Origin of the sequence: Pinirhizobacter sp., from assembly GCF_036499745.1 — a bacterium.
Taxonomy (GTDB): Bacteria; Pseudomonadota; Gammaproteobacteria; order Xanthomonadales; family Rhodanobacteraceae; genus Pinirhizobacter.
In genome coordinates, this window is record NZ_DASYDG010000024.1 from 1 (window position 1) to 8336 (window position 8336).

Genomic DNA, 8336 nt, shown 5'->3' on the forward strand with positions numbered 1-8336 from the left:
GAAAGCGCTTGTTGTCCAGTTTCACCCAGGAAGGCGTGTAGGCCGGGCCGTTATTCTTCCATGTGGCAAACCACAGCAGCACCAGGCGCACATGATGCTCGCGGGCCTGCGTAATGAGTGTATCCATGAAACTGAAATCGAAGCTTCCCTCGCGCGGCTCCACCTGTTCCCAGGCGATCGGCACCAGTACGGTGTTGGCGTGCACCTGCTCGATGGCCGGCCATACCTCGCCCAGCATGGCGGGCCATGCGCTGGAATTATTCACCTGGGCGCCGAGCAGCAGATAGGGTTTGCCATCCACCATCAGGGCGTGGTTGCCCTTCTCGGTGACAATGCGCGGAAGTGGCGCGGCCCAGGATCCGGCGGTGACGGCAGCCAGGGCGAATGAAAGGATGATCGATAAGGGCTTGGTCACTCAGGTCACCAGCTGTCCGTGCGGAAGGGCGACGCGGGCAGGCCCGCGGCGTTGATGAGGTTGGCATCGACAGGGTTCTCGCTCCAGCCATAGCGCACGGCCGTGGGTGCGGTCACGCCCTGTGCCTGGACGACGATGGCGTGGCCTTCGATGTGCGCCGTGGCGGGGTGGAAGTCACGATCGGGCCCGGCCAGGGTGAAGCCGCCCAGGGCTGTGTTGCCGCGAATGGCCAGTGCCGAACCGCCGTCGTCGAACGACAGGCGCGCAAGGCTGCCGTGGAAGGTAACGGAAACATAAGCCGGCCCGTGGAATACCAGGGACTGGCCGTACACGACATGCCGGGCCGCCAGGGCAAGGCGATGTCCGACGGTCTGCTTGTCGTTGGGATGGATGTTGTCCGGGTTACCGACGTCGATGGTGACCGCCTGGGCGGTTGCGGGTTGTGTCAGCGCCGATGCCTGCGACTCGCGCAGCATCGCCCACGGGCTGCCAGCTTGCGTGTCGGTACCGCGCTTGAAGTTGGCCAGCTGCACGAACAGGAAAGGGAGTGCCGGCTGCTGGAGCTGGTTGCGCCATTGTTTGATCAACGCGGCGAACTGGTTGCGGTAGCGGAAGGCAAGATCGTCGGTGGCGTTCTGTTCGCCCTGGTACCACAGCACACCGCGCAGGGCCACAGGCAGCAACGGATGGATCATGGCGTTGTAGAGCAGGGTCGGTATCTGGTTTTTCGTCTGCGCCGGTACCAGTGCCACGCGGGAAGGACGGAACAACCAGGGGCCGGTGAGCGGGCGGCGCGTGCCTTTCGCGTTCGCTACGAACAACTGGCCGGATTCGCCGTGGATACCGCCGCCGGCGCCAAGATCGGTTACCTTGACTGCTACCACGTTGTCGCCTTCATGCAGCACGTTTGCCGGCACCCGATAAGCCCGGACACCGTTCCAGGCGTCGACGGTTTGTCCCACGGCAACGCCATTGACGTACGTGGTGTCGGAGTCGTCGATCATCCCCAGGCCCAGCGTGATGCCGCCTGCGGCATCCTCAGGGCTAAGGGCGACATGCGTGCGATACCAGACCACGCCGTCCATATCGACGTAGCCCTGCGATTCCCAGAAGTCGGGGACCCGGATGGGAACGAAGTCGTGCTCGTCGGCATCCGAACGGGCATAGTCACCATCGCTGCCGGCGTCGAGCACACCCGGCCAACGTTGCAGGTTGCGCCTGGTCGAATCGACCAGCTGCGCTTCGGCTGCATCTTCGCGGGCAACCCGTGCCGCAACGGCTGACGGATTCACCTGCGCGGTAGCGGCATCCATCCATGGCTCGATGCGGCTGCCACCCCATGAACTGTTGATAATACCCACCGCGACATGCTGGTCGGCCCGGATCTCCCTCGCGAAAAAATACGCCACCGCGGAAAATGTCCCCGCAGTGGCGGGGGAGGCAGGCGCCCAGGCGCTACCGGGGAGCCGTGCGGAAGGTTTCACCGACCAGGCGTTGGGGACTTTCAGTTCTCGGATGGCACCGTCGGTGGCATGGGCAATTTCCACGGCACTATCGCGGGCCTTGGCCAGCTCGAATTCCATGTTCGACTGGCCGGAGGCGAGGTACACATCGCCCACGAGCACGTCCTGGAACGTAACGGTCTGCTTTCCATCGCTTACCTGCCAGGCGTACGGGCCACCGGCGGCATGGGAAGGCAGGGTTACCTGCCAACGTCCGTTCGCCGCCGCGGTGGCCCGGGCCTGGTGCGAGTCGAATGTCACGATGACTTTCCCGCCCGGCGTAGCCCATCCCCATAGGCGCATCGGCATGTCCCGCTGCAACACCGCGTGGTCGCCGAACATGGGCGGGACATCAAGGTTCACATGCACCGCCATCGACGGCGTGGATACCAGCAGGACAACGATGCCCAGGGCATGTCTGACGTTCATGGTGATTTACCCTTTGCAGGTTTCGGATCGCCGTAAAAGATGCCGCGCCCGCCCGTGGCGAAATACACGCGTCCGAACACCCGCGGATCACCCGTGACATGGCCCATCGCGCCGAACTGGTGGGCATCGTCGTTGATGCGTTGCCAATGTGCGCCGTGGTCGACGCTGCGGAACAGGCCGCGTACGGAGCCCTGTTTGCCAGCCAGGTACATCGTTGCGTATGCCATGCCCGGCGCCGCCCGGCCGAAGCCCAGCGAATCGGCCACGGCGATGTCCGTGGGTGTGTCCAGCAGGTGCCCGGCAGCGTCGCCCATGACCAGGCCGGTAGCGGGACTTACCCACCATAGCTCGTCGTTTCGATCCGGTGGGATCGCAAGATGCGCGTGGGGATGTCGATCGGCGGCGATGCGCGCGCCGAAGCTGCCTGCGACCGGGACGAAAGTGATCGCGCCATCGGTACTGGCCCATGCTTTCCCGGCACCATCGGCATAAAACACGTTGGCTGATATCCGGTTGGCCAACACATGCGAGGCCCCGGGCAGGGCATCGCCATGCCGCCAATGCTTACCGTCGTCGTCAGTGACGAATACGTGCCAGGCATGCACCGGCAGCCAGGCGATGCGCTTGCCGTCCGCGCTAACCGCAATGGTGCCCGCGCCGTCGCCTTCGCCCGGTTCGCTGGCCAGGGCCTTCCAGGTGATGCCGCCGTCCCGCGAGATGGCAGCACGCACCATGTCGACCTTGCCCCGGATGCGACCGGTGCGGACCATCACGGCTTGCGCCCGGCCTGCCACATCGATGTCCTCGGCATTCTGGTAGCGCGGCGGGCCGGCCAGTTGCAGGGGCGCGGTATCGAGGTTGTCATGCCGGAAACCGTCCAGATCCCCCACCGCGCTTATCAGGTGTGCGCCGACGGATGGGCTCACCAGGCCCAGCGGCACGGTTTCTTCCAGCCCGTCGTCCTGGAACCACCAGTGCACGCCGCGGCCACGGCCCAGCGCACGCATGTCCCGCGACGCCCAGATGCCGTAGCCGGTGACGAAGAGCACATGGTCCGGATCAAACGGATCGATGGCTACCGAGGCCATCCAGTGCGGCGTGTGATCCACCGTCCAGCGGGCATGGTGATGGTCGAAGGTTGAGCGTTCGAATACTTCGGTCCAATGCTTTCCACCGTCAGTGCTGCGGAACAGCAGGTCGTGCGGCGTGTAGTGGGCGAAGGTGCTGGCCATCAGCACATCGGGGTTGCGCGGATCGACTGCCACGTCGCCCCAGCCGTAGCCCGAGGGGTTCTTCGTGCGTGGCAAGGGGGTGATATCGGTCCAGCGCGAGGTGGCCGGATCGAAGGCGATCACCGCACCGTCATGCATCTGGTCCGGGCCGGGCTCGTCGCCGTAGGTCAGCACGAAGCGCTTGCCCATCGGATGCATGTGGGTGGGCCGAAGCCCGATTGGCTGGCCCGATACGGCGGCCCAACTGCGGCCGCCATCGTCGGATCGGAACACCGATGTAGCCCGGGTGGAAATGCCTGCGTATACCGCGCGCGAGGAGGGATCGAAGGTGACGAAAGCGATGCCCACCGGTTGCGTGCGGGATCCGCTGGTGGCGGTGGCCGTTTTTGCCTGTGCCGGGAAATTGGCGACTTCCGCCCAGTGTGCGCCGTGGTCGGCGCTGCGCCACAGCCCGGCATTGCGCGAGCCCAGCAGCAGTACCGCGCCGTTGTGTGGATCCACGGCCAGGCGTTCGCCGTTGCCGCGTCCAAGCTCGTTTCCGCCCATGGGGAAAGGCAGGGCCACGCTGTCGAAATGATCGCCGCGGTCGCCGGAGCGAAGCATCGCGGCGTTGCCCACGCCAGGGCGCGTATAGGTGCCGCCCACCAGGTACAGGCGCCGGGTGTCCGATGGATCCAGCGCCATGGCATCGATGCCCATCAGGTTGGCGTGGTCGGCGTCCACCCAGTCGGTGAGCGGGGTCCAGCGGGATATCGCGGCGTTCCAGCGATAGGCGCCGCCGACATCCGTACGGGCGTAAGCAACCCCTGCGGTGGTGGGGTCGAAGACGAGCCCTGAGACGAACCCACCGCCGCCGATACGCACATTGCGCCATTGGTAGGGAATATCCGTGGCCTGGGCGGCGACGGAAAGCAGCATCAACAGGCTTATCGAGAACACCGGCGACGCGTTTTCAGGCGCGCCACCGGTGGAGCTTGGCAGTAGGCTCATCAGAAACTGTACATCAACCTCAACGAATACATGCGATCGTTGATCTGGACATCGCGCGGGCGAGTGTCCACGCCGAAGATCGTACGCCGTTTCGTGTTGGTCAGGTTCACTGCCGCGCCGGTCACCGAGAGCTGGTCGCTCACACGATAGGTAAGCGATGCATCGAGCTGGCCATACGACTTGTCGAACACCGGCAGGCTGCCCGTGCCGTTGCCCTGGGTGGTCACCACCCAGTTGCTGCGCCAGTTGTAGGCCAGGCGGGCCTCGATCGGGCCTTTTTCGTAGATGCCGATCAGGTTGTAGCTGTTCTTCGACAGGCCTTCCAGCGGCACCTGCAGCGGGTTGCCCGAGGTATCGGCGGCATCCGGGCTCGGAGCCTTGGAATACACGTACGTGTAATTGGTTTCCACGCCCAGGCCATCGAAGGGCGTGGGCAGGAAGTCGAAGAAGTAGGTCAGGCCCATCTCCGCGCCACGGATCTTGCCGTTGCCACCGTTCACCGGGCGGTTGATCAGGTAGTTCTGCACCGTGCTGGTGCCATCGGGGTTGGGAACGGCAAAAGGCTGCTCGATGTTGGTATGCGAGATGAAGCCGTTGACGTTCTTGTAGAACAACGCCACGTAGGCCAGGGCGCCGGGCTTGAAATACCACTCCAGCGAGGTATCGAACTGATCAGCCTTGACCGGCTTCAGGTTCGGGTTACCGGCGGAGCCGGTGAAGGTGTTGTTGCCTCCCTGGTCTGGCGTGCTCAGGCTGGTCACCGGGTTCATATCGTCGAAGCTGGGCCGCGACAGGCCCTTGGAGCCGGCGATTCGCCACTGCAGGGTATCGGTGAAGTGCACGTTGAGGTTCAGGCTCGGCAGCACCGAGTTGTACGTGGTGTCCACGTTCAGTGGCGAATAGCCGCCGTCGCCGTTGGTATCGTTCACCACGCCATCGGCGGTGACGTTGGTACGCACGCCGCGGACGCCAAAATTGCCGTCGACGGGAATATCGCCCATGGTCCAGCCGAAGCGCAGCATGGCGTAGGCGCTGTAGGTCTTCTCGCCCTGCTTGTTGGTGTCGGCCGGGCCGTACTTGAGCAGGTCCGTGACACCGAACTGGGAAAGCGAACCGGGATAGTCGTTCAGCAGCGCCGGGTTGGGCGCGATGGTGGCGCCGAACACGTCGGCATCACCGCGGAAGAAGTCGCCGTAGCTGTTGACCGACCAGGTCGAGCCCGGGAAATTTGACAGCGGCTGGAAAATACCGGCGAAACGATAAGGTGTGCTGTCGGTGACGGCGCGGCGGTTGGTGGTGCGTACCCCGAAGGTCAACGATTGCAGGAAGGTCGAATCGAACGTGTATTCGCCATCGGCACGCCAGGCGAATTCATGGCCGATGCTGCGGTCCTTGTGGTCGAGCAGGTAGCCGTAGCTGGCCTGCGACGGGTCGGTCAGCACGCCACCGGCGTCGGTATTGCCCTGTACGGTGAGCGTGGGAATGGCGCCGGTAATGTCCTGGGTGAACACCGGTGCCATGGTGTGCGTGGACAGGATGTAGCGCAGCTCCTTGGTGGTCGCCTTGATGTACTGGAAGTCGGTGGACAGGTGCAGGGCATCGGTGGCCTGATAGGTGCCGCCCCATGAGATATCGGTGGTCTTCGAGCGCCGCGTGGTCAGGCTGCTGTTGGAATCCACCGGTACATCGGAGAAGGAGCCACTCTGGAAATCGCCGTTGTCGTTGAACGACACCGGTGCACCGGGTACGGGTGTGATCGGCGAGGTCGACGTGTAGGCGAAATACGAGTAATCGCGCCACTTGAATGAGTAGTCGGAGCGCAAGCCCTGCAGGTAGAGCTCGGTCTTGTCGTTGGGCCGCCACTGCAGCGCCACCGAGGTACCGATGCGGCGGCGGTCACCGTAGGTTTCGCCCACGCCACCGCCATGGGGCACTTCCAGCTGGCGTCCTTCGTAGCCGGCGTAGTTGGTGGTGGGGTCGTTCGGGTTGCCGGTGACGGCGTAGAACGGCTCGGTGCTGATCACGTCCTGGCGGAAGGCGTGCTTCTGGTAGGCCACGTCCACCAGCACGCCGAATTCACCGGCGTCGGTGTTCCAGCGGTTGCTGTATAGGCCCGAGGCCGCGGGCTTGCCTTTCTTGGCAAGGTCGGCATAGTCCCATTCGCCGGTCACCGCCACCTTCTGGCCGGTGAAGTCGAAGGGCATGTGCGTGCGCAGGTTCACCGTGCCACCAAGGCCGCCCTCGACGATTTCCGCCGATGGATTCTTGTACACGTCGATGCCGGCCAGGAGTTCCGAAGGGACATCCTCAAAACTCAAGGAACGGCCGCCGTTAGCGGTAAAACTGTCGCGGCCGTTCAGTTCCGTGCGCACCTGGGTGAGGCCGCGGATGGCGATGTTGCTGCCTTCGCCATAGTTGCGGTCGATCTGGATGCCCGAAATGCGCTGCAATGCCTCGGCCACGTTAGTGTCGGGCAGCTTGCCTATGTCGGTGGCGACGATCGAATCGACGATCTGGTCGGCGTTCTGCTTGATCGACTGTGCCGAGGCAAGGCTTGCGCGTACGCCGGTGACGGTGACGGCACCGAGTTCGGTGGCGTTCTTGTCGTCCTTCTTCTTGTCCTTGGCTTTCTGATCCGGGGTGGCATTGGGCTGCCCGGCTGTCGCCGTATCCTGGGTCGCCGTGTCTGCCTGGCCCGCGGCGGGTGCCTGTTGGGCATGCAGCGTGGCTGGACCGTACAGGAAGACCATGCAGCCGGCGATGGCCACGGAGAGCCTGGCCAGGGCCACAGGACGTATCGGCCGGCGCTTCCCGTTTCCGGGCTTCATTTCATTCATCACTAACCCTTCCCACATCGTCACTATCGTGCCGGGCGGCGGCAACTACCGGCTGTTCTTATGGTCCTGGCCCGCGGCAAGTGCCGACGCCAGGCTGGGCGCATCCTGTCAGTGCGGGGGTAACGCACACAATTACGAAATTAAGGGGGCTGGTTAACGTTTCTTCATTTGCGTTCGCCACATTGCGCGGCGGCATGGGCTTGCGCTGCTAACTTGCGCCATCGGCTACGTACACCAAAGGGATGATGATGAAGAGGACCTGGCCCGTGCCCGCGTGGCTCTTTGCCGCGACGCTCGCCATGCCCGGCGCCGCGGGCGCCCAAGCCGCCGCTACCGCTCCCGCGGCGGGGAAGATCACTCCCGAGCAAGCCAACCAGGCCCACCCAGTTCGTCGGCGGGTCCTTCCAGGAGGACAAATCCAGGCCTTATACCGCGGCGGATTTTCGCTTCACGGTGAATAACGGCAGGCTGTATGCGATTGCGTTGGGATGGCCGGTCGATGGCGCAAGCGTGATCCACACGCTTGGTGCAACGGACAAGGTAACCGCGGTGCGTTTGCTCGGAGCCACGGGCAAGGTCACCTGGCCCCAGCAAGCCGATGGCCTGCATATGAAGGCCGCGGATAAACCTCCCGGTGCGGCTGTGTATGTGTATGTGATCGAGCTAGCAGGCCTCGGCCAGGTGAAGCAGGGGAAAGGCTAAGCCCATGCCGTCCACCGGCGAGCGGCCGGTGACAGAGAAGCCCTGTTTTTGGTAGAAAGCCAGCGCCGTGGGATTTTGCTCGTTGACATCCAGGATCAACGGCGAGCCCTTGAGCGCGCGCGCATGCTGCAGCAAATGGCGGCCTGCGCCTTTGCCCATGTGCGAAGGATCGACGAACAGCGCTTCCACCTTGCGTCCGTTCAGGCTTACGAAGCCCAGGATGTCGCCG

6 protein-coding genes are annotated in these 8336 nt (G+C 64.0%); 1 reads left to right on the top strand and 5 read right to left on the bottom strand.

The window, feature by feature from the left end; translation table 11 throughout:
• From VGM61_RS08275 to VGM61_RS08290, 4 genes are all read right to left on the bottom strand, one after another.
• A partial coding sequence (locus VGM61_RS08275) for a beta-galactosidase (protein ID WP_331522296.1) occupies positions 1-304 on the bottom strand: 304 nt, incomplete at its 3' end.
• 116 nt (positions 305-420) lie between these two features.
• A complete protein-coding gene (locus VGM61_RS08280; RefSeq protein ID WP_331522291.1) occupies positions 421-2346 on the bottom strand; it encodes a sialate O-acetylesterase in 1926 nt (641 codons plus the stop codon).
• Positions 2343-4568 carry a cellulase gene (locus VGM61_RS08285; RefSeq protein WP_331522292.1) on the bottom strand — a complete coding sequence of 742 codons (2226 nt, stop codon included), beginning with the start codon at positions 4566-4568 and terminating at the stop codon, positions 2343-2345. The genes VGM61_RS08280 and VGM61_RS08285 overlap by 4 nt, the downstream gene beginning before the upstream one ends.
• Entirely contained in the window at positions 4568-7405 is a 2838-nt protein-coding gene (locus VGM61_RS08290; RefSeq protein ID WP_331522293.1) for a TonB-dependent receptor, read from the bottom strand. Before VGM61_RS08290 ends, VGM61_RS08285 begins: the two co-directional genes overlap by 1 nt.
• A 282-nt stretch (positions 7406-7687) precedes the next feature.
• Here VGM61_RS08290 and VGM61_RS08295 point away from each other — a divergent pair, with 282 nt between their 5' ends.
• Positions 7688-8107: an alpha-L-fucosidase C-terminal domain-containing protein gene (locus VGM61_RS08295; protein WP_331522294.1), complete on the top strand. Its 420-nt coding sequence runs from the start codon at positions 7688-7690 to the stop codon at positions 8105-8107.
• On the opposite strand, the gene VGM61_RS08300 is transcribed toward VGM61_RS08295, so the two are convergent.
• Positions 8069-8336 (bottom strand): GNAT family N-acetyltransferase (locus VGM61_RS08300; RefSeq protein ID WP_331522295.1); only part of this gene is annotated, 268 nt, incomplete at its 5' end. The two genes, VGM61_RS08295 and VGM61_RS08300, sit on opposite strands and share 39 nt — an antisense overlap.

Coding starts and splice junctions, on each gene's coding strand:
- VGM61_RS08280 (WP_331522291.1), bottom strand. CDS start 2,346: ATGAACGTCAGACATGCCCTGGGCATCGTTGTCCTGCTGGTATCCACG.
- VGM61_RS08290 (WP_331522293.1), bottom strand. CDS start 7,405: ATGAATGAAATGAAGCCCGGAAACGGGAAGCGCCGGCCGATACGTCCT.
- VGM61_RS08285 (WP_331522292.1), bottom strand. CDS start 4,568: ATGAGCCTACTGCCAAGCTCCACCGGTGGCGCGCCTGAAAACGCGTCG.